Source organism: Staphylococcus sp. 231237_7MaSpsaltlick (genome assembly GCF_043107035.1).
The window spans coordinates 1-543 of the sequence record NZ_JBICNX010000299.1 but is presented as its reverse complement, the minus strand read 5'-3'; the positions used below and the strand labels follow the sequence as shown (position 1 = coordinate 543).

Genomic DNA, 543 nt, shown 5'->3' with positions numbered 1-543 from the left:
GCATTAATATATCGCCTATCGGTCCAGTTACTATCGATACCAAAGAGACAATCAAAACAACAAAAAACAAAGAAAATATACCTTGATTCATTTTACTTAACGTTTTGTTGTATTTACCTACCAGCTTATCGTTATCTTGAAATTTACCTTCAAGTGTTTTTTTATATTCTTGTATTTCTGTTCTTGTCTGCTTATTACTTTCGATTACCCCATTCATAAGTGTTTTTGTATTGTTATCTATCTTTTTAAACTTATTATCTAGGGCTTTTTGAAAGTCTTGTTCTTGATTATCGGTATTTATTTTATTTAAATATGCGTTAGCTACTGATTTATATCTCACATGCAAGTCATCGCTTGCTTGATTAAAGGTGGAGGTCGATTCCTCTATCTTTTTTATTAACTGATTGTGTTGTTCGACTCTCTTGTTCTCTTTGTCTTCTAAGTCTTTCATTCTCTGCATTAATGCGCTCATTTTCTCTTCGTTCTCGCTCGGATCTAAGTCGTCGGTCGTGTTCTTCTCTAAATTCGTCCCAATCTTCTTTT

At 32.8% G+C, this 543-nt stretch carries 2 protein-coding genes; both read right to left on the bottom strand.

The window, feature by feature from the left end:
• Positions 1 to 340: hypothetical protein (locus ACF91D_RS31575; RefSeq protein WP_392438670.1), on the bottom strand; the 340-nt coding region annotated here is incomplete at its 3' end.
• A 22-nt stretch (positions 341 to 362) separates the two neighbouring features.
• Positions 363 to 543, bottom strand: a 181-nt coding sequence (locus tag ACF91D_RS31570; RefSeq protein ID WP_392438669.1) for a hypothetical protein, incomplete at its 5' end; no start/stop codon positions are given.